Source organism: Rhodococcus sovatensis, from assembly GCF_037327425.1.
Taxonomy (GTDB): domain Bacteria; phylum Actinomycetota; class Actinomycetes; order Mycobacteriales; family Mycobacteriaceae; genus Rhodococcoides; species Rhodococcoides sovatense.
This window is the reverse complement of sequence record NZ_CP147846.1, coordinates 4620930-4644002: the sequence shown is the minus strand read 5'-3', so window position 1 is coordinate 4644002 and position 23073 is coordinate 4620930. Positions and strand designations below refer to the sequence as shown.

The following is a 23073-nucleotide window of genomic DNA, read 5'->3' as shown; positions in this document are numbered from 1 at the left end:
CAACGCAGCGTAGCGACTGAGTGAACGTCGACCGTCAGGCAGTAGTGGCCAGCGCCGCGGCGAGTCCGAACACCGACGTGAGTATGCACACATCCACGGCCGCCCGAACGATCGACTCGTCCGCCTTCGTTCGATGCGCTGCCACCGAGACGAGCCAGGTTGCGCGTAGGCGTCGGGCGATCAGTACAAGGATCACGAGCATCACGGTCTTCGCGAGCACGATCCGCCCGTAGCCGGTGTCGAGCAGCCCGAAGAGACCACCGACCTTCACGGCCGCGTTGACGGCTCCGCTCGCTGCGAGGATCCACACCGACCACCAGGCAAGCCGGGAGTACACCGGCAGCATCGCAGCCCATGCGCCCTTGTTGCGTACGGTCAGCGCCAGTGCGGCGAGTACGCCGAGCCAGACCGCGGCCGCAACGGAGTGGATGGAGACGAACAGTGCGCCGAACAGCTGCTGGGACATGTGCCCGGTGATCGGGCGGGCCACAAGGGCAACGACGGCCAGCACGACAACCGGAATAGGCGACGCGTCGGAACCGGTTCGATAGGCCCACAGCGCGTACAGGCACGCTGCCGCGGTGCAGAGCATGGTCACCAGACCGAGCTGCCCGACGGTGATCTCGGTCAGATATGTGCCGAACGAGGACATCGACAATCGATCGATGCCTGCGCCGAACGATTCGGCAGCGGACACGACGAGCAGTGCGGCCTCGACGGCCGTCCACGCACCTGCGACCGATGCCGCGCTGCGCCAGACAGGTGGTCTGCTCCGCGCTGGAAACAGGTCGGTTCGCAGCAGCCCGAGCCCCAGGGCCGTTGCCCCGAGGCAGTCCGCGATCACACGCAGCAGAGACGACGGATCGGGGCCTTCGGGGCGGGCGAGCAGCCACGCCACGCCGACCCCGGCGATGCCCGTCACGCCGGCGGTGAGTACCCACCACCGGCGAAGCACGGTCAGCTACTGCTCCTTCGGCTTACGCAACGCGAAGGCCAGGCCGCCGCCGAAGACGAGTCCGCCTGCAACGAGGAACGGCCACAGAGGAATGCCGCCACCGTCCTCCGAGTCGGTCGCGGCCGACGCGTCGGCCGGTGCTCCCGGAGAGCCGGATCCCGCTGTGGTCAACGTGAATCCGAGTGTGCCGCTGATGGGATGTCCGTCAGCCGACGTCACGCGGTAGGCGATGGTGTAGTCGCCCGCGGGTCCGAGTTCCCCGACGTCGACGACGATGCTCTGACCTTCGATCCGAGGGTCACCTTTCGACCACAGATTGCCGTCGGGGCCGACGACGTTGAGTGTGGCGAACTGCGACTGAGGTACCTCGTTGAACGAGACCGACACCTGCGTCGGCCCTGTTTCGAGCTGAGATCCATCGGCTGGATCCGATCCGGTGACAACGGAATGCGCCGACGCCATCGGCGCTCCGATCAGAAGCGCCGATGCGGCAAGAACTGCGACCAGTACGGCCCTCAGGGAGGTGGCTCGCCTCATGAGCGCCGGCCTCGAACGGCTGCGCCGATACCCAGTGCCGCGCCGAGTGCGCCGAGAACCAGTGCGACACCGGCCATCCAGCGGGCCGTGTTGTCGGATTCTGCGACGCTCGGTGCCTCGGCTTCAGCGGTGACGGTGGCTGCTCCGTGGCCGTGGGCCTCGGCGCTGGCCGCGGTCAGGGTCAGCAGCGGGGCCGGATGCTCGGGCTCGCTGCCGTCGGCGGCAGGCTCCTCGTTCCATTCGACGACTTCGCCGTCGTTGTAGGTCTGGGTTGCGGGGAAGCTCACCGATTCCTGCTCGGGCAGTGGTCCAGCCGAGAGAAGGAACTGCTGGAACTGCCCGGGCAGCACCTCCGCTCCTGGTGTTGCAGTCCAGGTCACTGCGGTGGCGAGGCCCTCGGCGTTCTTGTCGACGGTCGAGGTCCATCCCGGAATCGGCTGCGTGCGGGCCGAATTGAGCCCGGGGAGTTCGACCTTGACCGAGGACGTCGCCGCGGTGTCGGATTCGGTCGGAACGCGGAAGGCAAGGACGCTGTAGCCGCCCTGCTCGGCGCCGGGTGCGTACACCGACACGTGTGCCGATGCGGCGCCGGCGCCGAAAACGAGCGCCAATGATGTGGTGCCGGCGATGAAGGAGGCACGACGAACGAAGCTGTTCATATTTGAGTAGTTCTTTCTCGAAAAGTGAAGTGGCAGAGAACTGATCGGATTACACCGACACAGGTGGGCCACGTCTCGAGATCGAGGTACCGAAGAACTGGAGTGAGGACTTCTCGGAGATGCCGACGAAGAAGGGACCGGTGGTGATGCCCGGCAGTGGGAGTGGTGGGTCGAGGACGGCACGGACGATCGACGTGATCGGACCGTACAGGGCCTCGGCGACGCAGACGAGGACCGCGGTCGCTGCGGATGCCGCGAGGTGGAACCCGATCATGGTGGCACTGGGCACGATCGAGTGCCCGTGCATCATCTCGATGGGATTGCCGATGGCAAGGGCGATGTGCGACGCCGACTGGCCGAGAACGAGACCGCCCGACACAGCTGCGAACTGCGAACGCCAGGAGCGGGGACTCGGCATCGAGGCGATCGCACCGACGCCGACAGCGACGATGAGCAGGAACACCGTCGCCGACCCCGTTGGGTAACCCCCGCCGGCCACACCGTGGGCGGCGACGGCCAGGGTGACCGTCAACGCTCCGACAGCTCCGCCGCGAAGCGAGGCGGCGGGAGAGGTCATGGGGTCAGGTCGGTGTCAGCGGACGCCGAGACGAGCCAGCAGATCGGCCTCGATGCCGTCGAGCTCTGCGGAGATGGCGTGGTGAGCTGCTTTGCGACGAGCCGGCGGCATCTGCTCGGACGTACGCACCGCGGTCCCGAGGTCGGTGAGACGCTGCGAGATGGCGTCGGCGAACTTGCCGGTCTCGGCGTCGGAGCCGGCGGCAGCGACCTGCGCGAGAGACTTCTCGGAACTGGCGATGCGCGCGGACAGCTTGGCGCCGTAGCCGCTGTACTCGCCGAGTTCGGCTGGGTTGATGCCGAGCCTGCCGGCTTTGCGCTCGTCGAGCTTGTTACGCAGCACTGCCGCACCGCGGTAGACGATGGGAGTCAGTACCGGGATCAGGACACGCGCGATGGAGATGTACTTACGAACCTGGGCTGCGTTGATCGATCCCTGCGTGGCGGCCTTCTGCTGCGCCTTGAGGGTGGCGATCTGTGCCTTCTCGACGTTCTTCTGCGACTTCGCCTCGATCGTGCTCAGCTTGTTCTGTGCTTTTGCGATGGACTTCAGCTGCTTGCGCTCGTTCTTCGCACCGAGCTTCGCCTCCAGCGTCGCCTTGTGCTTGAGTGCCTTTGCCTCGGCCCTCCGAGTGGCACGTCCTTTGCGCTTGCGGAACAACCCCATCGACAAGGCCCCTTACGTCAGCTTCTCCTAGCATCGGCGCGGCATTCGCGCTGGCTTCGATACAGCCTATCGGTTCGCGACGGTGGGTCGCATCGGGCGTGTCGGTAGGGGGACATAGGCTCGGGACTGTGAACAGCCAGCCCGTCGCGGCGCGAGTGTCGTCTGGGAGAGAGCCGTCGGTACTCATCGACGCCGGATCTCTCACCCGATGCAGACACCGGCTGTACCTGGACACCGCGTACTCCGCATTGCAGCGCCGCGAGCCGGAGAACCCGGGAGTTCGGCAGCGCCGCGAGGCCGCGCAGGCGCACCGCGAGGCCATTCGTGCGTTGTTCGCGGCTGAGCTCGACGGGTGGGTCGAGATCGACGCCACGGACGCCAGGACGGCCTCCGAGCGCACGCTCGCCGCGTGCAGGCGCGGAGAGCCGTGGATCTGGAACGCCGTGTTGCCCGCCGAGCGTGACACTGGGCGTCGTGGGCGCAGCGAGCTGCTGATGAGAGCGCCGTCGGGCACTGGCTACATCCCCATCATCGTCGTCAATCACAAGGTCACCGATCCGGGCCGAGGAGCGGTGACGTCGCCGTTGACAGACTGGGCGCCGGGCGTCGACGAGACGCGCAAAGTTCGCAGTCAGCTTCGGGACCAACTGCGTCTCGCCCACCTTCATCGCATGCTCGATTTCGAGGGCTTGGCGTCCGAGAACGCGGTCGGAGGGGCGGTCGGGTATCGCGCCGAGTGCATTCTCGTGCACGATCTGAATGCGGTCCTCGGGGAGTACGACTCCCGTTTCGCCGACCGACTCGCCATCGCTCGCGGTGAGACCTACACCGTTCCATCCCAGGTGAGCGAATGCCGTTCGTGTTCGTGGTGGACCGACTGCAAGCCTCAGCTCGCAGCCACCCGCGATGTATCGCTCGTGGCGTCGGGAATGCGAGCCGAGGTGTTGCGGGAGAGCGGCGTATCCACCATCGACGAGCTCGCGAGGTGGACCGGCCCCGAACCGGACAACTGGCCGTTCGGCAGTTTCGACGACGCCGTGGCGGCAGCGACAGCGTGGCGAGCCGATGTCCCGCTGCTGCGTCGAACCGACAACGTCGTCGTGCACAGGGCCGACGTCGAGGTAGACGTGGACATGGAGAGTTACCAGGAACACGGTGCCTACCTGTGGGGCACGCTGCTCACCGAGGTAGGCGGCCCACCACCGGTGTATCGCGGGTTCGTCACGTGGGATCCGCTGCCTACCGACGACGAGGGCCGCTCCTTCGCCGAATTCTGGGGCTGGTTGATGGGGAAGCGGGCCGATGCCGCCGCACGCGGTAAAACCTTTGCGGCATACTGCTATTCGCGTCAAGCGGAGGACAAGTGGCTCCTCGACTCGGCCCGACGGTTCGGCGACGTTCCCGGCGTCCCGACCGAAGCGGAGATTCGCGAGTTCATCGACAGCGAGCAGTGGGTGGACATCTACCAGACCGTCAGCGATCAGTTCATCTGCCCGAACGGTAAGGGGCTCAAGAAGATTGCGCCGATCGCCGGCTTCCAGTGGCGAGACGACGAAGCCGGTGGCGAAGCATCGATGGGGTGGTACCGCGACGCGGTCGGCTACGACGCAGAGCCCGACCTCTCCCAGCGTGAGCGGCTTCTGGTCTACAACGAGGACGACGTCCAGGCCACCAAGGTGCTGCGAGAGTGGATGAGTGATCGCGCCGAGGTCGAGATCCCGACGCTCGAGTCACTGCGCGTCGGGTAGGCCTGAGCTCCTAGCCCGCCCCAACGCCCGTGCCCACCGCTTGAATGTCACTCACTAGCTATTCGATCGTATGGATGAACCATTCAAGCGGTGGTCAGGAGCGGAAACTACCTACCGCGGCGCCATCCGGATCGCGCCGTCCATCCGGATCGTCTCACCGTTGAGGTAGTCGTGTTCGGCGATCATCTGGACCAGCTGGGCGTACTCGGTCGGCTGAGCCAGGCGTGACGGGAACGGCACACTGGCTTCGAGGCCCTTGCGGTACTCCTCGGTGACGCCCGCGAGCATAGGAGTGTCGACGATGCCGGGGGCGATCGTGTTGACGCGGATGCCGACCTGGGCGAGATCGCGAGCAGCGGTGATGGTCATCGCGTGGACGCCACCCTTCGACGCGGTGTAGGCGATCTGGCCGATCTGCCCTTCGAACGCTGCGACCGACGCGGTGTTGACGATGACGCCTCGCTGGCCAGCGTCGTCGACCGTCGACAACGACTGCATGCGGTTCGCGGCCAGGCGCATGACGTTGAACGTGCCCAGCAGGTTGATCGTGATGACTGTGCGGAAGAGCTCCAGGTCGTGCGGGCCCTTCTTCGACAGGATTCGTCCCGCCCAGCCGACGCCGGCGCAGTTGACGACGATGCGCAGCGGGACACCCGACTCGGTGATCTTGTCGAGCGCGGCCTCGACCTCTTCTTCGCTGGTCACATCGGCTGGAATCAGGGTCACGCCGTCGGGAACGTTGTCACCTGCCCGTTCGATCGACTGGGCCAGGTCGAGGCCGAATACCGTGACCCCGGCGTCGGCGAGGCGCTTGGCCGTCGCCGCTCCGAGGCCTGACGCCCCTCCGGTGACCAATGCTGCTGTTCCCGAAATTTCCACGTACACATCTCCTCGACTAGGGCGATGGACGCCCGGCGCAACCGAAGAGCGCCGACCGCCCAGGACTCGCATTGCACCATAACCGCAGGGCAGTGAGCTCTGACCGACCGAGGGTGGCAAATGACGTGGATCACTCACTTCGATGCGCTAGTGCGCGGCCTCGGCGATGCTGCCATCGTGCTCGTACTCGATTCGGTAGGTTTCCCCGGCGTCGACCAGCATGGTGGCGAGTAGGGGGCGCCCCGCCGGGAGAAGTCGGATCGTCGCCGATCCGTGGTCGATCCGATCGATGTGTTCGGCCGTCGACGTGACCAGCGCGTCACGTACGCCCGGCGCCAGGTCTTCGGCACGATCGTCGAGGAGCACCACGTTGACGCCGCGGCCACGTGCGGTGCGAACCGACTGCCGAAGGCGAGGGTCGACGAGCGCCCGTGCACGCAACGAGTCCCTCAGCTCGGCTTCGAGCAACGTGCACGCCAGAACCTCTTCGGCGGACAGGTCCGGACCGTTGACGGTCCGCTCGAGCAAGGGGCGTGCCATCTCGTCGAGGCGTTCGAGTTGCGAGTCGCGCTCGTCCAGGACTGCGGCAGCGGCTGCCTCGAAAGCCACACGGGCGGTCGACCGGCGGCGTAGTTCGAAGATCGATCGGCTCAGCGGGCGAAGCGTGTACGCGAAGAAGCTCGACATCAGCAGGGGTGCGGTGTTGACCACCCCGTGTGATATTCCGCGGCCCACACCTTGGCCGGTCGAGACGCACCACCACAAGGTCACTCCCGCAGTCGCTACAAAGCCCATCCACGCAAACGGAGTGCGTCCGCGAACGCACATCACCGTGTAGAGGGCGACGCTGGTGCCGAGTGTCCAGGTTTGCAGTGTGCTGCTGGGAGGTGCCGGGATCACGCTGAACACCAGCCCGCAACTCAGCGGTCCGATCGCTGACACCGGAATCGCATATCGCAACGGAAGCGGATCGCCCGCCGTGGCGGTCAGTACGATCGCTCCCGTCGAACACAGTGCAGCAGCGGCGAATACCGGCCCTGGATGCACGACGCCGGACAATGTGGATGCCGCGCACGTGAAACACGTCAGCACGTACAGCGCAACCAGTGCGAACGCGAAACGCGAACGCATTCCGATCAGATCACGGATGTCCTGGCCCTCGGGATCGTCGGTCACGAGCGTGCTGTCCAGTGCAGTTCGACGGCAGTGCCCGTGCCACCTCGGCTGGACAGGACCTGGGCTGATCCTCCACGGAGACTGCGCATTCTGCCGAGAATGCTGACTGCGATACCCATGCGATGAGGTGCGACATCGGTGGGATCGAATCCGAGTCCGTCGTCGGTCAACGTCACATCCATCGTCGTCTCGGTGAGGACGATCGTGGACGAGCGAGCTGCGGTGGGTCCCGCGTGTTCGACGCTGTTTCTGACCGCCTCGGCGAGTGCCGCGCTGACCGTTCGCACCACGTCGGCGGGAAAGCCGGTGGTGCAACAAGATTCGACGGTGATGTCGATGTCCTCGTCGACGTTGGTCGCCGCTGACCTGAGTTGCGCTATGGTTTCGGCCACATCGAACGACGTGGCCGTCGAATTGTCTCGGAGCGAATCCAGCTGTGCGAGTGTCAGTTGCGTCTGGCGTACGACGCCGTCGGTGCGGCCCTGGCGCGCGACGGCCAACAGCGAGGACAGCACACCGTCGTGGATGAGTGCGTCGAACCGCTCTCGCTCGACGGTACGTGCGCTCATCGCTGCTGCCGTCGCGGCCTGTCGATGCGTCGACTCGATGGTGTCGTCGAGGATGCGGGCCGTTCGGCGAACTCCGAGAGTCGCGGCAACGAAGATGGAACAGAACAACAGTGCGAACAGAATGTCTGCGAACAGTGGCCCTTCGAGCAGCGGGCCGCGAAGTATGTTGATGCTCAATTGAACCGAGACGACGGCGACGAGCAGCTGTGCGAACGCAAGCCATGCGGGGAGCGAGGCGGCAGCCGCGAGGCCCGCCAGCCCGGGAAATGTTGCTAGAGGCATGCCGTTCGGGTCGGTGACGCTGCTGTCCCACACGAACCACCAGGAAAGCGCAGCTGCGAGGAAGGCGATAGTCGCGAGCGCGCCGGTGAGTCGAATCCACCGTGTGTCCCGTGCCAACGATGCGACGCCCATGGACAGTCCGGTGCCGAAGACGGCGATCACCGTGACAGGAGTCCACCATGCCGCCGTTACGAAGGTGGTTCGGATGAAGTCGGGCAGCACAATTGCGAAATAGACCAGATAGCCGGCCGAGACGAACCTGGCGATGGTGCGGAGCAGCCGATCCGATGATCGATGATCGTTGGTAGCTTCGTCTGTGGTAGTCATACGCCCCTGGTCCTATCAGGCGAATCCTACGACGAGCGCTACTTCGGGTTCAACACATTCGGCTGTTCGAACGACAGCGCCTGCCGCGCTTTCCGGCGGCGCACGAGGACGACGGCGATCCAGATCGCGGTCGACAGTGCCGATACCACCGCAGCGCCGATGACGGGCGCCGCCGTACCCGGCATGATGCCTTCGAGGAACAGCATGACGCCGAAGACGAAGAAGAGGATCGCCGCGCCGAACTGGATGACCCGCTCGGGTAGGTGCTTGCCCAGTACCGCGCCGACGACGATGGCGAGAGCGTCGGCTGCAACCATGCCGACAGTAGACCCGATCCAGACACCGACCCAGTCGTTGTCGGTGGCGAGAGTGACAGTGGCCAACATGGTCTTGTCGCCGAGTTCGGCGAGGAAAAACGCGGACGCGATCGCGATGAAGGCCGAGCGCGTCACTTTCGACGCCTTCTCGCCCTCGACCTCGGACAGGCTGTCGCCCCTGAGAGTCCACAGGCCGAAGATGACGAACGCGATGCCGCCGACGATCGAGATCGCTGCGGTCGGGATCGACAGTCCGAGGAAATGACCGACTGCCACCGACACCAGGTGGACCACCGTGGTGGCGACGGTGATGCCGCCGATGACGGCGTACCACTTGTAGCGCAGCGCAAACGTCATCGCCATGAGTTGGGACTTGTCACCCAGCTCGGCGACGAAGATGACAGCGAAACTGAGTAGTAGTGCAGAAAGCATGGTGTACGAGGCTCCTCGGTCGTCTGGAATGACCGAAGGTCTCGCCCACCATCTCGACTCACTCGAGTTGGTTCACAGTGCCGGGCCGGTGTGAACGGCCAGTATGTCGACACAGTGATTGGGGGCTACTCCCCTTCGCTGCCACCAAGATTAGGAGGAGTCAACCGAAAAGTCCAATGCGACAGTAAGTTTGGGTCCCCGAAATCTGTTCTACGGGAACCGGTCACGACGCCAGGAGCATCGCCAAAACTGCGGTGTCGGGATCGCTGATCGGGTCGAGCCCGACTCGGCTCACCATCGACGTCACGGTGCCGTCGGATTCCGCTTCCACCCAGGCCGCGCGGTGATCCAGGCCGAGATGGGGGAGCCCGGGAAGGAGCACGCAGCCGGAGGCCGCGCCCGCACATTCGGGGAGCGTCGGAGTGGTTTCCGACGGTGGATGCAGCATCAGAATTGCCGGTGGCTGGTGAAGTGCGAAGCGCCCTGGTGTGACGGCCATCTCACCCACGACGGGTCCCTCGGCCAGAATCAGCCCCACCGTGCCCGGCGCGGGATCGTCCGGGAGTTCCTCCCGGGCACCGAAGACCGTCGACGTGGCGAGCAGGCCTGGCATCGATGCGATCTGAACCGCCAGTGCGAGAAACTGCGCCCATTCCTTGGTGGTGTCCGGCCACCGCCCGGAAATGACGAATCCGCGGAGTAATCCGGCGGCATGGAAAGGGGAAACCCCGATGAGATCTCGATCGTTCATCTCGTAGCTCCCTTGGGTCGTTCCAGACTTCAGTTCTGGTACACCACGTTGGGTAGGAGAAGCATGGATCAGAACGGTGCTGGCACACAAGACGGTACGAGTGCTAACGGCTTGCCTATCGCTTGAATGGTCCATCCATACGATCAGATGGTGTCGAAGCCGCATTCAAGCGGACGCTCAGGGTCGGAACACACCACTGGGCCACCGCGACGTGCGCGATGGCCCAGTGGAGCGAACGAACTTACGGGAAGATGAGACCCGGAGTCTTCGAGGTCGCTGCCTCGAAGCGTGCCTGAACGTCGGCCCAGTTCACGACATTCCAGAACGCCTTGACGTAATCCGCCTTGACGTTCTTGTACTGCAGGTAGAAGGCGTGCTCCCACATGTCGACCTGGAGCAGCGGGATGATGCCCAGTGGCACGTTGGCCTGCTGATCGTAAAGCTGGAACGTGAGGAGGTTCTTGCCCAGCGAGTCGTAACCCAGGACAGCCCAGCCGGAGCCCTGCAGGCCGTTGGCTGCTGCGGTGAACTGCGCGCGGAACTTGTCGAACGAACCGAACTGGTCGTCGATAGCTGCGCCGAGTTCGCCCTCGGGCTTGTCGCCACCGTTGGGGGAGAGGTTCTTCCACCAGATGGAGTGGTTGACGTGGCCGCCGAGGTGGAACGCAAGGTTCTTCTCGAGCAAGAAGATCGAGCCGTGGTCCTCGTTCTCACGGGCAGTAGCAAGCTTTTCCAGCGCGGTGTTGGCGCCGGCGACGTACGTTGCGTGGTGCTTGGAGTGGTGCAATTCGTTGATCTCGCCCGAGATGTGTGGCTCGAGGGCGGAGTAATCGAAATCTAGGTCGGGCAGTGTGTACTCGGACACGTGTTTCCCTTCTCTGTCGACGCAGCGCATACCGTGAATCCCACGGCGCGCTCGTCTACTGCGGATCGTCTCTCGGGTTCAACCCAATCTCATTAGTACCCCTAGTGCAACAGTTGTAACCGAGATCCATTTCTCGGAATAAAAACACGCGTGCGTGACACCGGAAATTAGGTCACAGCGAGGTCACAGCGAGGCTCTACGATTCGTCCAGCAGATGAACAGGAAACTAGGCTGGCCGCGTGAGTCCCTTGTCTAGGCCGAGCGAGCGAGTCGACAGCCAGTCGGCCGACTCGGCCATCGATGCGCCACGCGTCGACATCGGCGGAGCCAACTTACTTCGGCTGATTGCGGTGCTGGCCGTGCTGTACTCACACATCTCGTTCTATCTGATCGACGATCGGGGCGAGGGCTGGTGGGTCATCGACGTCGTCTACCGCGTCCTCATCCAGGAGGCCGGGCTCAACAACCATCTCTCGTTCGTCGGTGTCGCGATCTTCATGCTGCTCACCGGGCTTCTCGTCACGAGATCGGCGATGAGGCAGTCCCGACGAGATTTCGCGGTCAGCCGCCTCTCACGGCTCGTTCCGGCGCTGTGGGTTTCGGTGGCACTCGCCATCGTCCTGGTCAGGCTCGGCATCAACGGCATGTTCAGCGGGCAGAGTGGCATCAGCAACTACGAGGCCGCGCTTAGCTTCGTCCTCGGCGGGTTCTTCCTGAAGCCGGAGGTAGCCGTCCTGGGCGTCACGTGGACTCTGACGGTGCAGCTGCTGTTCTACCTGTACTGCGTCGCAGCGCGTGGAGTCCTTCGCACACGGCCGATCCTTGTGCCGCTGCTCGGTGCTGCGCTGTGCGTCGTGGTGTTGCTGTACAACTTCTACATCCCGCAGCCGTGGTCGGTGCCGATGCTGTCGAAGATCGCGGCAACGCTGCCGACGCTGTTCCTCGGTCAGATCATCTACCTCGGCTGGGCGAGGATCGTCTCGTGGCGGTGGGTGGTGCTTGCGGTTCTCGCGCAGGTCGAGGTCGTACGGCTCGCCACGAACGTGCACGCCTACTGGGCGGGCGATCAGTACATGTGGACGATCATCGTCGTGACCGGCCTCGTCCTGCTACTGGGGAGGTACGACGGTCGCATCGCGCATTGGCGTGTCGTGCACTGGACGGGCACGCGAAGCTATGCCATCTACCTCGTGCATACGCTGATTCTTTACCGGGTTTACGAGAACGTCGTGCCGTACACCGGTCCGACGGGCGCCGTTCTCGCGTTCTTTCTCGTGACCGCAGCCGTGTCGGAGGTCGTGTATCGGTGGGTCGAGGTGCCGGCTGCCACCTGGCTCAACGGCCGATTCCGAAGCGCACCTGTGCGCGCGTAGGACGCCTAGCTACTTGGGGGTGACCCCGATCAGCGGGGCGAGCTGCGAGGCAATCGGATTCAGGTTGAGCTTCTCCGGGTCCAGCTTCGGCTTGTCGTCCCACGGTTGCGGTGTTTCGGGGTCGACGAAGACGATTCGACTCGCGGAACGGACGCCGGTGACGCGGCCGTGCGGCGTCGTGCAGTTGGCATCCAGATTGAGAGGATAATTGCTCTCGGTCGGGTCGAAGTTCGGATCCTGCGTCTTCTCTTCGCGCAGAATTTCCTGCGAACGTTCGTATCCGATGGTGCATGAGGGCGGATTGTTCGTTTCGAGCACAAGGCTGAGATGTGCGGTGCCGTCCCCGGGAACGACCGTGCTGCCGCCCGCCGCAAGAGTCGGTAGAAAAGCCAGAAGCGGCACAAGCGCGAACGAGCTCGGCGCCATCTGCTCGGTGACCGACTCGATGTTCGTGAGAACCGACGTCAGTGACGGCCCTCCCTCGGCGATGAGCGATCCGATCTGGTCGCTTGCGGCCGTGGCGGTGCCGATCAGGCGTCGTATATCGGGGTCGTTGCTTCTCAATTGCGCAGTCACGAGGTCCAGATCGGCGCTGAACTGGCGAATCGCGGAGGACTGCTCCGACTGAGTATCCAGCACTGTCCGACTGTCCTGGATCAAGGCGAGAGTCTGTGGCAGGGCGGCATCGGCCGACTCCGACAGTGTTCCGAGCGAATCGAGGAGCACGTTCAGGTCGGTACCTCGACCGTCGAACGCGGTACCCAACTCGCTCACTACCGTCTCGAGACCTGCGATCGGGACGGAGCTGACCAGCTGATCGGTGCTGGCCAGGAGGTCCTCTACCGGAACCGGGATTTCGGTATCAGCTGCAGCGATCTCCGAACCGTCCTCGAGGTAGGGGCCGGAGTCGGTAGTCGGTCGTAGGTCCACGTACTGCTCGCCGATCGCCGAGCGACTCGCGACGACGGCCTTCGTCGACGCTTCGATGTTCGGCCCGCCGTTGTCCAGTAGCAGTTCGACGGCGACGCCGTCGGATGTCAGCGACAGCGCGCCGACCGTCCCCACCGGGACACCGCGGTAGGTGACTTCGGCGTTGGAAAAGATGCCGCCCGAGTCCGCGAAGTGCGCACTGACTCGGTACTGGCCGAACCCGAGCAGATTGTCCAGGCGCACGTATTTCGCTCCAACGAAGGTCACGCCCACAGTTGCCACCAGCGCGAGCGCGACGAGTTGGAACTTCACTTGTCGACCGTTCACAGGTCACCTTCGGGAGATGACCGATGAAGCCCGTGGATCGGATACATGGGGGCCTTTGCGCGGGAGGGCATTCGGACGTGTGTCCGAAGTGAGTGCCATCACACTTGCATCTTATTGGCACAGTGTCAATAAGATGCCTCCTCGGTCGTTCCGCAGCCGACGAGGTGCAGTCACAGCTGTGGCACGACCTCCGACGCCACCAGCTCGAGATGATCCAGATCACTCAGGTCCAACATCTGCAGGTAGACGCGCGATGCACCCAGCTCGCCGAAGCGGCCGATCTTGTCGACCAATTCGGCGGGAGAGCCTGCGGCTCCGTTTTCGCGCAACTCCGAAACCTGTCGTCCGATGACCGCGGCGCGTCGTGCGATCTCATCCTCGGACTTGCCGCAGCACAGCACGAGCGCGGCCGAGTAGACGAGCGACTCAGGGTCGCGCCCAGCTACCGTCGCCGCGGCACGTACACGCTCGAATTGCGTCGCGGTGGCGTCGAGTGATGCGAAGGGGATGTTGAATTCGTCGGCGTACTTGGCGGCCAGAGCCGGGGTGCGCTTCTTGCCGCCGCCGCCGATCAGAATCGGTGGGCGCGGAGATTGCACCGGCTTGGGAAGGGCAGGTGAATCGGTGATGGGGAAGTGCTTGCCGTCGTGAGAGAAGGTCTGACCCACGGGTGTTTCCCACAGTCCAGTGATGACTGCTAGGGACTCTTCCAGCTTGTCGAAGCGTTCACCGAGGGCAGGGAACGGGATGCCGTAGGCCTTGTGTTCGTCCTCGAACCACCCGGCGCCGAGCCCGAGATCGACCCGACCACCGCTCATGGCGTCGACCTGGGCGACGCTGATCGCGAGCGGACCTGGGTAGCGGAACGTCGCGGAGGTGACCAGGGTGCCGAGTCGGATGGTGGACGTTTCCCGCGCGATGCCGGCCAGAGTGATCCAGGCGTCGGTCGGACCGGGGAGACCCTCGGAGTTCATGGCGAGGTAGTGATCGGAACGGAAGAACGCTCCGTAGCCGAGCGTTTCTGCCGCCTGCGCGACGCGGAGAAGGTCGTCGTAGGTGGCACCTTGCTGAGGTTCGGTGAACACGCGTAGTTCGATAGCGGGCATATTCCGAGTCTAGGAGCCCGTCGGACGCGGTCTGGCCTGTGGATAAAAACCTGCATTTGTCCCGTTTCTGTGGATCGGTCTGTGGATAATGTGGATAACCTCTGTTGTTCGACGACCGGTTCGGCCGATCCGTGGGTGGCAGCACCAGTCGATCGCGTGACAAGATCGAGCATGTGTCTGCTTCGGATCTGTCCTCCGTGCCCGCCGCCGAGCTCCCTGCCGAGTTGAGTGAGTCGGTGATTCTGCTCGACGTTCGCGAGGACGAGGAATGGCAGCACGGCCATGCTGCGGGTGCCGTCCACATTCCGATGGCCGAGATTCCCTCCCGTATCGGTGAGGTGGAACCGGATGCAGAGCTGTTCGTCGTCTGCCGTTCAGGCGCACGCTCGCTTCGTGTTGTGGAGTATCTGGCACGGATCGGTTACGAGGCGACCAACGTCGACGGCGGCATGGTCGCTTGGGACGCAGCCGGGCGTCCGATCGTGCGTGACGACGGTGCGGAGGCGAGGATCTTCTAGTGTCCGCATTTCAGGTCTGTGCGCGCTGTGCGACCCGGTGGCCCGTCGGGACTCGTCCGGCGGTGTGGTGCAGTCGGTGTCACGGCATACTGCTGTCGCCCGTCTCCGTACAGGCTCCTGCGGCGGGACAGCGAAACTTCAAGTGGGTCGCTCGCCGCCCGCGAAGCAAGTCCCCACGCCCTCGTCGGCCACAGCAGCCGCGGATCTCCCGAACCCCGAAGTACGACGAGATGCCGCGATGGGGACTGATCGATCGGCCGATCACCACTCACATCGAGCGTGAGCCACGACTGCAGCGCTGGGCGGGAGCGGCCTCGGGCCTGCTGGTGCTCGTCGTCGCACTGCTCGTGCTGGCGGCGTTCGCCGAGCTCTTTCGATACGGAATCCTGCTGTACAACCGGACTCGGTTGGTAAGCCAGACGACGCTTGTCCTGTCCGACGCAGTGGTGCTGTTCGCCGAGGTCGCTTCCGTGTGTATCGGCATCGCGGCGGCTGTTGCGTCGGTGTGCTGGCTCGTGGACAGGCGTCGGTCGATATTCGACCGCGCAGGAGTGCGTGATCCACGCAGGGCCCGAGGAATCTTCGTCGGAAGTCTCGTTCCGGTGCTCTCCCTCGCCATGCCCGGCGTGTTCCTCACCGAGTTGGTCGACGTACGGGGTCGCGCAGACCAGGGCAGGTTGCGCGTCCTGGTGCGTATCTGGTGGGCCGCGTGGGTCGTCAACTGGGTCCTGGTGCTCGCCGCGACGCTGTGGCGTTTCCGGGATTCGTTGCAAGCGCAGGCCAATGGTGTTTTGTTCTCGGCGTTCGTTGCGCTCGCTGCCGCCGTAGTTGCCATTCTGACGCTTGTTCTGGTGCGAAGCGTCGATGGTCTCCGGTGGCGCGGTGGTGCGCGCGCCGCGCCGACAAGATGGGTCGTTGCTGTTCCCGGTGCTACTGCGGTTTCCGATGTCTCGGCGGTTCCACGTGAAACAAAAGAGGTAGCAACAGAGGCTTCACGTGCGGCGGAGCAGCCAGAGAAGGCGGCCGTGTCATGAGTGGGGATAGGCGAGGTCCTTTCGTTGTCGCACATCGAGGGGCGTCGGAAGAGAAGAAGGAGCACACCCTCGCGGCATACGACCTCGCGCTGCGTGAGGGGGCCGACGGTCTCGAATGCGACGTCCGGCTCACCCGCGACGGCCACATCGTGTGCGTGCACGATCGACGAGTCGACCGAACCTCGACCGGCACCGGCATCGTCAGTGAGCTCGACTACGAGACACTGAAAGGCTTCGACTACGGCGACGGTGCCGAACCTGCCGACCTGTTGACCCTCGCTGATCTGATTTCACTCGTGCTCGACTGGAATTCCAAGCCAACCAAACTGTTCATCGAGACGAAGCACCCGGTGCGCTACGGATCGCTCATCGAAAGCAAGGTGCTGGCCGAGCTTCACCGCTTCGGTATCGCGCAGCCTGCATCCGCCGATCACTCGCGAGCGGTGATCATGTCCTTCGCGCCGACTGCGGTGTGGAGAGTGCGTCGGTCGGCGCCGATGCTACCCACCGTTCTTCTCGGCGACACCTCGCACTACCTCGGAGGTGGAGCTGCGACGACGGTCGGCGCCACGGCAGTCGGCCCGTCGATCAAGAGCCTGCGCGAGCATCCGTCGATAGTCGATCGGGCTGCCGCGTCGGGACGCGCGACGTACTGCTGGACGGTGGACGAGAAGGCCGACGTCGAGCTGTGCCGCGAACTCGGCGTCGGGTGGATAGCGACGAACAACCCCGGCCGGACCAAGGCGTGGCTCGAGTAGTAGCCCGCGGAGTGACCCAGCCTGATGCTCAGCGTGTAGGTTTCGGACGTGGGTAAGAGCAAAAGAAACAGTGGTCCGAAGCAGGACAGCAACCGAGCAGCGAAGCTCGCACAGCGTGAGGCCGAGCGCGAAAGCCTTCAGGCCGCGCCGGTCCGTCCGTTCCAGGGCGTGCAAGCCGAATGCGATCTCGTCGCGATGCGTGAATTCGTACCGTCCGCCACGGCACCCGTCGTCATCGACGGCCGTTCGATGACGATTGCCACGGTGCTGCCCGGCGCTGTAGCGGCGTTGGTGCGCGAGGAAAGCGGCGATGTGCGGGGATTCGCGGGCTTGCAGGTGCAGGTGCACTCCCCGAACGTCGCAGCCGATCTCTCCAGTGCGCTCACCTGGGCGTCGATCGCGCAGCCGGGTGAGTCACTCGAATCGGCAGGCCCCGACGGAAACACGCCGGCGCTGAAGGAAGTTCTCGATCCGACGGTCGAGCTGGATATCACCGTGCATCAGGATTTCAACTGGTGGCTCCCCGAGAACTCCGAGCCTGCAGCAGATGTCGCGGCGACGGTGGAGCGTGCCAATCAGGCGATCATGCCATCGGCTCGGTTGGAGGGCGAGGGATTGACGGCTGCTTGGTGGGTCGATGCAGGCGACAAGGCACACCTGCGGTGGGTTCGCCCGGAAAGCGAGGACGAGCTGATGCTGGCTCTCGCTCGTCTGCATGCTGCGGGGGATCTCTCGCTGGGAGAGGGCTCGCGGTACGCCGGTTCGTTCCGGACGCACGGCCTGCTGGTTCCGGTGTTCGATCTCGATTCCGAGATGCACCCGACCGAGTGGGTTTCGCCCACAATCGAATTCGGCAACAAGCTTGCCGAGGCTCTCAGCGTCGACGCCCCGCTGACGTCCGAGCAGCGGCGATCGCGTGACGGTCTGCGGTCTCGCCAGGTAACTCTGCGCTGATCGGCCCAGCGGCTCCGCCGCAAATGTCCCAGCGGCTCCGCCGCAAGTGGCACGGTTAAGTGCATTGCGGTGCACTTAACCGTGCCACTAGAGCGCAGCGAACCTACTTAGATCGAACCGCCGGCAGCGCGGGGTGCACCTGCGTCGGATCCGGCAGCGCCACCGAACTCACGGGCGACGAACTCCTCGAGATCGAACAGGTTGTGGCCCGCGCGGTCGGCAATGTTGAGCAGCGTCTTCATGCTGGCAACTTCCTCGACCTGCTCCTTGAGGAACCACTGCATGAACTGCTCACCCAGGTAGTCACCCTCTTCGCGGGCAGTGCTCGCGAGGCCGATGATCTGCTCGGTGACGGTCTCCTCCTGTGCGAGGGCCAGGGCGATCGGCTCACGCGCATCGGTGAAGACGGACTTGGCGGCATCGACGCCGGTGAGTTCGACGGTGATGTCTCGGTCCAGGAAGTACTGGACGATCATCATCGCGTGGTTGCGCTCTTCGACCGCCTGCGCGTAGAAGTGCTTTGCCAGCTGCGGCAGGTCGTGGTTGTCGAAGTACACGGCCGTCGCGATGTACTGGTGCGACGCGTTGAACTCGTTGCGGATCTGATCCCGCAGAAGTGCGTGGAACTTGGAGTGTGTTGTTTCGCTGATGTCTGCGCTCATGAAAGCGAGATTATGCTGGTCAGAGGGCATTGTCATCCAAGTTCACCCTTATTGAGGTTTAGGTTGCCTAAATAAGACCGCCCTAAATCTTGACTATGACCAGCGAGTTGGTCACAATGCGCCTGCCTCTTTCGGCGGGTTTGTGGTGCGGTTCACGCGGGCCGAGGTTTCGCGCGCAACGTATTCCTCGACGTCGAACAGTTGTCCTCCGGCCCGGTGCACGATGTTCAGCAAGCTGCGCATACTTGCGACTTCCTCGACCTGCTCCGACAGGAACCACTGGATGAACTGCTCACCGATGTAGTCGCCGTCCTCCCGTGCCGTGCGCGCGAGATCCGTGATCTGCTCGGTGACGATCTTTTCCTGTGCGAGGGCCAGCTCGACAGGTTCAGCGATCTTCACGAACTCACTGATGACGTCGCCGACACCGGGGACGGCGACCTTGACGTCCTTGTCGATCAAATACTGAATCATCATCATCGCGTGGCTGCGTTCTTCGTTCGCCTGCGCGTAGAAGCGTCGGGCCAGCTGGGGAAGATCGTTCGTGTCGAACCACACCGCGATCGCGATGTACTGCTGCGACGCCGTGAATTCGTGACCGACCTGCGCACGCAGGAGGTCGTGAAATCGAGAGTGGATTTCGGTCGTGGTCATTGCGCTGACGTTACCGTTCGGGGCGGCCGATCAGGGGCCCGACGTTCGAAGGTCTTCGGGAATCTGCCGATCCTCGGCAAGCGCGCCGAAGAACTGCAAGGCGCGATCGGAGTCCCACAGCAGAACATTGCCGACGTCGGTGTTCTCGAATCCCGACACGGGAACAGTCGTCGTGACGAGGTCACTTCGCATCGCCCAGGCGAGGGCCGCGAGATTCCAGATGTGGTCGCCCTCGTCCACACTCAGCGAATTCGCGGTGTCCTTGACCAGTGGCCACAGGCGCAGGGGGTTCAGGAACGTCGAGGGGCTCGTTGCTTTCGACAACAGCGCCGACATGAACTGACGCTGGTTGTTCATGCGGTCGAGATCGGCGAGTGCTGTCGCGCGGGACCGGACGAACCCGAGTGCATCGGAACCTGCGAGTTCCTGGCACCCGGCAGGAAGATCGATGCCCGCGAGGGGGTCGGAAATTGCGTTCTGGAGGCAGACATCGACGCCACCGATCGCGTCGACGATGCCGGCGAATCCGCCGAATCCGATTTCGGCATAGTGGTCGATTCGGATACCGGTTGCCCCCTCGACGGTTTGGACGAGAAGCGGCGCGCCTTCGAACGCGAACGCTGCATTGAGCTTGTCCTGGCCGTATCCAGGAATGGACACGTACGAGTCGCGCGGCAGACTCACCATCGTCGTCGAGCCGCCACCCTCGGGAATGTGGATGAGGATGATCGTGTCGGTCCGGCTGGGTCCGGTCTCGCCCCCGGTCGACAGCGCTGCCTCCTCCTCCGGGGTCAGACCGGTCCGCGAGTCCGAGCCGACGAGCAACCAGTTGGTGCCGGGGGTATCGGCGATTCGACCGTCGTAATCACTCAGCGCATCGACCCGTGTCAGCGAGCTGTCGACGTAATAGACGAGACCACCGAAGACCAACAGCAGAGCCAGAAACGTCAGTCCGAACCGTCTGCCCCAACGCCGCTTCTTGCGTTGACGTGGCGGTTTGGCGGGAGCCGGGCGTCGTAGCGCGCGTTCCGGGGGTGGTGGCCGTCGACGAGGGGGCTGAGCTTCGGGAGTCGAGCGCTCGGTATAAGGCTGGGGAGTCTGCGTCGGCGCGTACTCGTTGCGCTCGTTCGGTCGATACTGCTGGGTTGGGTTCGGCCCGCGCGCGACGGCACCAGGTTCGGGTGCTTGTGACCATGCCTGCTGGCCGGGAGGCGTCGGACGGCCGTCGCGGCGGATGATCGCAGTCCCCTCGGGAGGAAGCGGAGGTGGCCGATATCCCGGTGGTGGTGGGCGATGCCCGGGTGGTCGCTGACCGGGTGCGGGCGGGCGATAGCCGGGAGGGTGCTGGTTGTCTCGGCCGGCGGGCGGTTGGTTGCCTCGGCCGGCGGGCGGTTGGTTGCCTCGGCCGGCGGGCGGTTGGTCGCCTCGGCCGGCGGGCGGTTGGTCGCCTCGGCCGGCGGGCGGGGATGTTCGACGGCCTGGCGGAGGACCCTGTCCGGGGTTCCGGCGATCATGCTGGTCGTCGCTCACGGATCGACTGTACATAGCCGAAGGCGGCGAGGAGGCTCCCAGCGGACGCTATGGCAGCCACGACAGATGGTCACGCAGGAGGGTGTAACCGACGAAGGCGACGATGTCGATGAGCGCATGCGCGATCAGCAGCGGCCAGAGGCGGTTCGTCTTCTGCCAGTAGCGGCCGAACACGAGTCCCATGAGCAGATTCCCGACGCCCGCGCCTAGGCCTTGATACAGGTGGTAGGACCCGCGGAGCAGCGCCGACAGCAGCAGCGACGAGTTTTCGCCCATCCCGAGACGGCGCAACCTCGAGATCAGGTAGGCGACGACGATTATCTCCTCGGCCCCAGAGTTCGCGAATGCGTAGGCGATCAGGGCGGGGATGCGCCACCAGTGGTCGTCGATCGTGCTCGGTACGACGGTGAGGTTGAGGCCGACTGCGTTCCCGACGAGGTAGAAGAGCAGGCCCGGCAGGCCGATCAACGCCGCGAGACCCAGTCCTTGCAGAAGGTCTGTCTTGGCACGAGGCCTTCCGAGGCCGACCAGCCGCGGTCCGAGCCCGGCACGCCAGAGGAGGTAGAGCCCGAGCGCGCCCCACGCGCACAGCCGGAGTATCCGTAGAACCTGGTAGAGCAGGTCGATGATGCCGAGCGAGGAACTCGACGTGTTCAGCGCGACGGTCTGGTCGGCGAGGCTGCCGGCGAGCAACGCGTCCTCGACGAGCGAGAGGATGCTGCTCAGGCCGCTGAGGCCGAATGTGACCAGTAGGACGACGGAGATCTCGATGATGATCGCGCGTCGTTCACCCGGGCCCAGTGGAGGGCCGTCATCTCGCTTGTCGGGTTTGATCCAACCCTTCACATCGATCACCGAACAAGTATGGGCTAGCTCCTTGCGCGCAGCCCATTGAGGAAGGGGCATCCGGCGAGCACTCGAATCGCTCGACTGAGCGCCATCGTGTCGTCGACAGGTTCGGCGAAGCCCAGGCGTACATCGTTGTCGCCGTAGTCGCTTTCGATCCTCAGTCGAATGCCGTAGCGGTCGATGCCCAGCGGCCTGATGCGTCCCTGCCGGAGCGATGGCGGGAGGCGTCGCGCAAGCTGGTTGACGAGATCGGTGTGGTCCTCGTCGAGGTGCTGGAGCCAGCTGGTTTCCATCTCCCAGAACGGATCGGGGGTGGCCGCGAGCAGATCTTCCACGGCGACAGGCTCGGCTCCGGTGCTGTCGGCGACGACGGCGGAGGAGAGGATAAGTCGAAGGAGAACGGTGCTGTGTCCGACGTCGAGCAACGCGCCATGCGGATGCTCGGCGGCTACTGCGGCCGCCATCGGACGCATGAGTGATGCTGGGACAGGACGCAGTTCGCCGCGCAGCCAGACGAGCGATCGGACCGGTTCACGCAGCGGCAGCGGTGCATGATCGGTCAGTTCGAGGACCGCCGGAACGCCCGCACGGGTCGAGCGCCACGCAATGACGCCTGCCGCGGATTCGGTCGGTACTGCCAGAACTATCTCGCCGTTGGAACGAAGGTGATGAAGAGTTGTCAGAACAGGATCGCTGCCCTCGATCGCCAACGCCGCATCTTCTGCGCGCGCACATGCGCTGCGAACTCTTTCTGCGGTGGACGGTCCGGTAGTCGTGGCGCCGAGCATGGGCTCCTCCGATGCGGTAGCTAGTAGGTGAGGCAAACCTAAGTTAGTTGACACTTGGCTGTATCGCAAGTGCTGGACGAAATCCAATCCGCGCTAGCGTGTGTCGAGTGTCCGTTCCCTTGACCCTGGGCGTCCCCCATCGGCCCGAACCGCAGGCTCTTGTCGCGGGACTGCTGCATCAGCGCTGTCGAAACATCGACGAACTCAACGGGCGGCACTCCGCCCTCACAGCGGGCCCACCGGTGGTGGCTGCATCGGTGTTGGCGGCACTGCCGTCGGGCATCGATCTGGGCAGGATCGTCGTGGATCTCGATATCGATCCCGCGGAGCTAAGCGGAGGTGCTGCCACCTATGAGGTCGCCCGCTTCCACATCGACGTCGACGCCGACACGGTCGAGGAAGCGACTCGACTGCGATTGCCGTCGCCGCTGGTGATCTTTCCCGAGCTGACGGACGCATCGCTGATGGATCTCGTTACCGTCATTGTCGACGCGCACCGCACGCCCGGCTTCGCGGCGTCGGCTTCGCCGCGTCACATCGCCGACATCCTCGCCGTAGTCGCGCACGCCGACGTAGGTGTGTGCGCACGGGCTGGCAACGGACAGGACGTGCTCGCAGTTCTCTCGGCGACGGTCGCTGCACTACGCGGGGACGATATCCAGACCGCACTGTCCGATCCCAACCTCGGATCTTTGGCAAGGCTGCGGCCGGAGGCCGCCGAGGCGCTGCGCACCGTTCTGCTCGGAATCGAGATCGACGACGCTGCCTCCGCCCATCGCGAACTCGTGGCTGCACAACTGGTTCGACCGTTCTCGCCAGACGGTCCGCCGCCGACCACGTAATCTCGTCT

At 64.4% G+C, this 23073-nt stretch carries 25 protein-coding genes; 7 read left to right on the top strand and 18 right to left on the bottom strand.

What is annotated here, in order from left to right; translation table 11 throughout:
- Positions 1-34 precede the first annotated feature (34 nt).
- From WDS16_RS21665 to WDS16_RS21645, 5 genes are read right to left on the bottom strand one after another with little or no spacing between them, the layout of a single operon-like run.
- Entirely contained in the window at positions 35-955 is a 921-nt protein-coding gene (locus WDS16_RS21665) for a CopD family protein (protein ID WP_338887596.1), read from the bottom strand.
- Positions 956-961: 6 nt separating this feature from the next.
- On the bottom strand, positions 962-1492 hold the full coding sequence (locus tag WDS16_RS21660) for a copper resistance CopC family protein (RefSeq protein WP_338887593.1): 531 nt from the start codon (positions 1490-1492) through the stop codon (positions 962-964).
- Positions 1489-2151, bottom strand: coding sequence for a YcnI family protein (locus tag WDS16_RS21655; protein WP_338887591.1), 663 nt, complete (start codon positions 2149-2151; stop codon positions 1489-1491). The genes WDS16_RS21660 and WDS16_RS21655 overlap by 4 nt, the downstream gene beginning before the upstream one ends.
- A 49-nt stretch (positions 2152-2200) precedes the next feature.
- Positions 2201-2728, bottom strand: coding sequence for a hypothetical protein (locus WDS16_RS21650; RefSeq protein WP_338887589.1), 528 nt, complete (start codon positions 2726-2728; stop codon positions 2201-2203).
- A gap of 15 nt (positions 2729-2743) precedes the next feature.
- Positions 2744-3394, bottom strand: coding sequence for a DUF6474 family protein (locus WDS16_RS21645; protein ID WP_338887587.1), 651 nt, complete (start codon positions 3392-3394; stop codon positions 2744-2746).
- A gap of 128 nt (positions 3395-3522) precedes the next feature.
- On the opposite strand from WDS16_RS21645, the gene WDS16_RS21640 reads away from it, so the two are divergent.
- The gene (locus tag WDS16_RS21640; protein ID WP_338887585.1) at positions 3523-5142 is read left to right on the top strand and encodes a TM0106 family RecB-like putative nuclease; all 1620 of its coding nucleotides are present in this window, start codon (positions 3523-3525) and stop codon (positions 5140-5142) included.
- Positions 5143-5253: 111 nt separating this feature from the next.
- Here the strand turns inward: WDS16_RS21640 and WDS16_RS21635 are convergent, their stop codons facing one another.
- The 6 genes from WDS16_RS21635 to WDS16_RS21610 form a co-directional block, all read right to left on the bottom strand.
- Positions 5254-6021, bottom strand: a complete 768-nt coding sequence (locus WDS16_RS21635; RefSeq protein ID WP_338887583.1) for an SDR family NAD(P)-dependent oxidoreductase — start codon at positions 6019-6021, stop codon at positions 5254-5256.
- Positions 6022-6168: 147 nt separating this feature from the next.
- Positions 6169-7197: a hypothetical protein gene (locus WDS16_RS21630; RefSeq protein WP_338887581.1), complete on the bottom strand. Its 1029-nt coding sequence runs from the start codon at positions 7195-7197 to the stop codon at positions 6169-6171.
- A complete protein-coding gene (locus WDS16_RS21625; protein ID WP_338887580.1) occupies positions 7194-8375 on the bottom strand; it encodes an ATP-binding protein in 1182 nt (393 codons plus the stop codon). Before WDS16_RS21625 ends, WDS16_RS21630 begins: the two co-directional genes overlap by 4 nt.
- 38 nt (positions 8376-8413) lie before the next feature.
- A complete protein-coding gene (locus WDS16_RS21620) occupies positions 8414-9124 on the bottom strand; it encodes a TMEM165/GDT1 family protein (RefSeq protein ID WP_338887578.1) in 711 nt (236 codons plus the stop codon).
- 223 nt (positions 9125-9347) lie between these two features.
- The gene (locus WDS16_RS21615; RefSeq protein WP_338887576.1) at positions 9348-9875 is read right to left on the bottom strand and encodes a peptidase; all 528 of its coding nucleotides are present in this window, start codon (positions 9873-9875) and stop codon (positions 9348-9350) included.
- A 241-nt stretch (positions 9876-10116) separates the two neighbouring features.
- Positions 10117-10740, bottom strand: coding sequence for a superoxide dismutase (locus WDS16_RS21610; protein ID WP_338887574.1), 624 nt, complete (start codon positions 10738-10740; stop codon positions 10117-10119).
- Positions 10741-11036: 296 nt separating this feature from the next.
- Here WDS16_RS21610 and WDS16_RS21605 point away from each other — a divergent pair, with 296 nt between their 5' ends.
- Positions 11037-12113, top strand: a complete 1077-nt coding sequence (locus WDS16_RS21605; RefSeq protein ID WP_338893564.1) for an acyltransferase — start codon at positions 11037-11039, stop codon at positions 12111-12113.
- Between the two features lie 9 nt (positions 12114-12122).
- Here the strand turns inward: WDS16_RS21605 and WDS16_RS21600 are convergent, their stop codons facing one another.
- Positions 12123-13370, bottom strand: a complete 1248-nt coding sequence (locus tag WDS16_RS21600; protein WP_338887571.1) for an MlaD family protein — start codon at positions 13368-13370, stop codon at positions 12123-12125.
- 170 nt (positions 13371-13540) lie between these two features.
- Positions 13541-14476 (bottom strand): LLM class F420-dependent oxidoreductase, encoded by a 936-nt coding sequence (locus WDS16_RS21595; RefSeq protein ID WP_338887569.1) that lies wholly within the window; start codon positions 14474-14476, stop codon positions 13541-13543.
- Between the two features lie 197 nt (positions 14477-14673).
- On the opposite strand from WDS16_RS21595, the gene WDS16_RS21590 reads away from it, so the two are divergent.
- From WDS16_RS21590 to WDS16_RS21575, 4 genes are all read left to right on the top strand, one after another.
- Positions 14674-14994, top strand: coding sequence for a rhodanese-like domain-containing protein (locus WDS16_RS21590; RefSeq protein ID WP_422395851.1), 321 nt, complete (start codon positions 14674-14676; stop codon positions 14992-14994).
- 230 nt (positions 14995-15224) lie between these two features.
- Complete coding sequence (locus tag WDS16_RS21585) at positions 15225-16028, top strand: DUF4328 domain-containing protein (protein ID WP_338887567.1); 804 nt, start codon at positions 15225-15227, stop codon at positions 16026-16028.
- Positions 16025-16786, top strand: coding sequence for a glycerophosphodiester phosphodiesterase family protein (locus WDS16_RS21580; protein WP_338887566.1), 762 nt, complete (start codon positions 16025-16027; stop codon positions 16784-16786). Before WDS16_RS21585 ends, WDS16_RS21580 begins: the two co-directional genes overlap by 4 nt.
- A gap of 48 nt (positions 16787-16834) precedes the next feature.
- Complete coding sequence (locus WDS16_RS21575) at positions 16835-17740, top strand: DUF5926 family protein (protein ID WP_338887564.1); 906 nt, start codon at positions 16835-16837, stop codon at positions 17738-17740.
- A 107-nt stretch (positions 17741-17847) separates the two neighbouring features.
- Here the strand turns inward: WDS16_RS21575 and WDS16_RS21570 are convergent, their stop codons facing one another.
- The 5 genes from WDS16_RS21570 to WDS16_RS21550 form a co-directional block, all read right to left on the bottom strand.
- Positions 17848-18402, bottom strand: a complete 555-nt coding sequence (locus WDS16_RS21570; protein ID WP_338887562.1) for a ferritin — start codon at positions 18400-18402, stop codon at positions 17848-17850.
- A gap of 111 nt (positions 18403-18513) precedes the next feature.
- A complete protein-coding gene (locus tag WDS16_RS21565; protein ID WP_338887560.1) occupies positions 18514-19056 on the bottom strand; it encodes a ferritin in 543 nt (180 codons plus the stop codon).
- A gap of 30 nt (positions 19057-19086) precedes the next feature.
- On the bottom strand, positions 19087-20295 hold the full coding sequence (locus tag WDS16_RS21560; protein WP_338893563.1) for an LCP family protein: 1209 nt from the start codon (positions 20293-20295) through the stop codon (positions 19087-19089).
- A gap of 339 nt (positions 20296-20634) precedes the next feature.
- Entirely contained in the window at positions 20635-21492 is an 858-nt protein-coding gene (locus tag WDS16_RS21555) for a CPBP family intramembrane glutamic endopeptidase (RefSeq protein ID WP_422395693.1), read from the bottom strand.
- A complete protein-coding gene (locus WDS16_RS21550; RefSeq protein ID WP_338887556.1) occupies positions 21456-22223 on the bottom strand; it encodes a DUF2470 domain-containing protein in 768 nt (255 codons plus the stop codon). The genes WDS16_RS21555 and WDS16_RS21550 overlap by 37 nt, the downstream gene beginning before the upstream one ends.
- Before the next feature lie 107 nt (positions 22224-22330).
- Between WDS16_RS21550 and WDS16_RS21545 the strand changes: the two genes are divergently transcribed.
- Entirely contained in the window at positions 22331-23065 is a 735-nt protein-coding gene (locus WDS16_RS21545; RefSeq protein ID WP_338887554.1) for a hypothetical protein, read from the top strand.
- Positions 23066-23073: the final 8 nt, after the last annotated feature.

Coding starts and splice junctions, on each gene's coding strand:
- WDS16_RS21660 (WP_338887593.1), bottom strand. CDS start 1,492: ATGAGGCGAGCCACCTCCCTGAGGGCCGTACTGGTCGCAGTTCTTGCC.
- WDS16_RS21655 (WP_338887591.1), bottom strand. CDS start 2,151: ATGAACAGCTTCGTTCGTCGTGCCTCCTTCATCGCCGGCACCACATCA.
- WDS16_RS21650 (WP_338887589.1), bottom strand. CDS start 2,728: ATGACCTCTCCCGCCGCCTCGCTTCGCGGCGGAGCTGTCGGAGCGTTG.
- WDS16_RS21645 (WP_338887587.1), bottom strand. CDS start 3,394: ATGGGGTTGTTCCGCAAGCGCAAAGGACGTGCCACTCGGAGGGCCGAG.
- WDS16_RS21625 (WP_338887580.1), bottom strand. CDS start 8,375: ATGACTACCACAGACGAAGCTACCAACGATCATCGATCATCGGATCGG.
- WDS16_RS21620 (WP_338887578.1), bottom strand. CDS start 9,124: ATGCTTTCTGCACTACTACTCAGTTTCGCTGTCATCTTCGTCGCCGAG.
- WDS16_RS21615 (WP_338887576.1), bottom strand. CDS start 9,875: ATGAACGATCGAGATCTCATCGGGGTTTCCCCTTTCCATGCCGCCGGA.
- WDS16_RS21595 (WP_338887569.1), bottom strand. CDS start 14,476: ATGCCCGCTATCGAACTACGCGTGTTCACCGAACCTCAGCAAGGTGCC.
- WDS16_RS21585 (WP_338887567.1), top strand. CDS start 15,225: ATGCCGCGATGGGGACTGATCGATCGGCCGATCACCACTCACATCGAG.
- WDS16_RS21580 (WP_338887566.1), top strand. CDS start 16,025: ATGAGTGGGGATAGGCGAGGTCCTTTCGTTGTCGCACATCGAGGGGCG.
- WDS16_RS21570 (WP_338887562.1), bottom strand. CDS start 18,402: ATGAGCGCAGACATCAGCGAAACAACACACTCCAAGTTCCACGCACTT.
- WDS16_RS21565 (WP_338887560.1), bottom strand. CDS start 19,056: ATGACCACGACCGAAATCCACTCTCGATTTCACGACCTCCTGCGTGCG.
- WDS16_RS21555 (WP_422395693.1), bottom strand. CDS start 21,492: ATGCCCCTTCCTCAATGGGCTGCGCGCAAGGAGCTAGCCCATACTTGT.
- WDS16_RS21550 (WP_338887556.1), bottom strand. CDS start 22,223: ATGCTCGGCGCCACGACTACCGGACCGTCCACCGCAGAAAGAGTTCGC.